Below are 650 nucleotides of genomic sequence, written 5' to 3' on the forward strand. Positions count from 1 at the left end.
CCAGCTTGACCAGCCTGCGGCCGTCGCACACCGCGCGCACCAGCGTCACCTTGCCCACCCCGGCCGGGCCGGACACCCCGGTCGGCACCGCGCTGCTCGACGACGTGACGCTGTCCAACGCCGGGCTGCGTGAGGGCACCGCCGTGATCGTCGGCGCGGTCACCGTCTACGGCGCCCGGTCGGTGACGCTGTCCGGCTCGTCGCTGGCCAGCCAGTCCATTTCGCCGGTGACCCTGCGACAGGCCCTGCTCGGCAAGGTGCTGACCGTCGGCGACGCCGTGTCGCTCCTGCCCCGCGATCTGGGCCCGGGCTTCTCGACGGCGGCCGCCACCCGCGCGCTGGCGGCCTCGGTGGGCATCAGTTGGACCTCGGAGCTGCTGACCGTCACCGGCGTGGACCCGCTCGGCCCGGTCAGCGTGCAGCCCAACTCGCTGGTCACCTGGGGCGAGGGCGTGCCGGCCGGCGGCCCGGCCGTGTCCACCGAGCTGGTCGACGTGGCCAGCCCCGAAACGGTCCTCGAGGAACTCAAGGGCTCACAGCCGCAGGCCGCCAAGCTCATCGAATGGCTCAAGCTCGCGCTCGACGAGCCGCACCTGCTCAAGACCCTGGGCGCCGGCGCCAACCTGGGCGTGCTGGTGTCCGGCCCGGCC

1 pseudogene is annotated in these 650 nt (G+C 74.0%); it reads left to right on the forward strand.

The annotated features are described in order from the left end of the window. A pseudogene (locus A5701_RS09735) lies at window positions 1-650 on the forward strand (ATPase); the annotation flags it as partial.

Origin of the sequence: Mycobacterium sp. E3305, assembly GCF_001666785.1 — a bacterium.
GTDB lineage: Bacteria > Actinomycetota > Actinomycetes > Mycobacteriales > Mycobacteriaceae > Mycobacterium.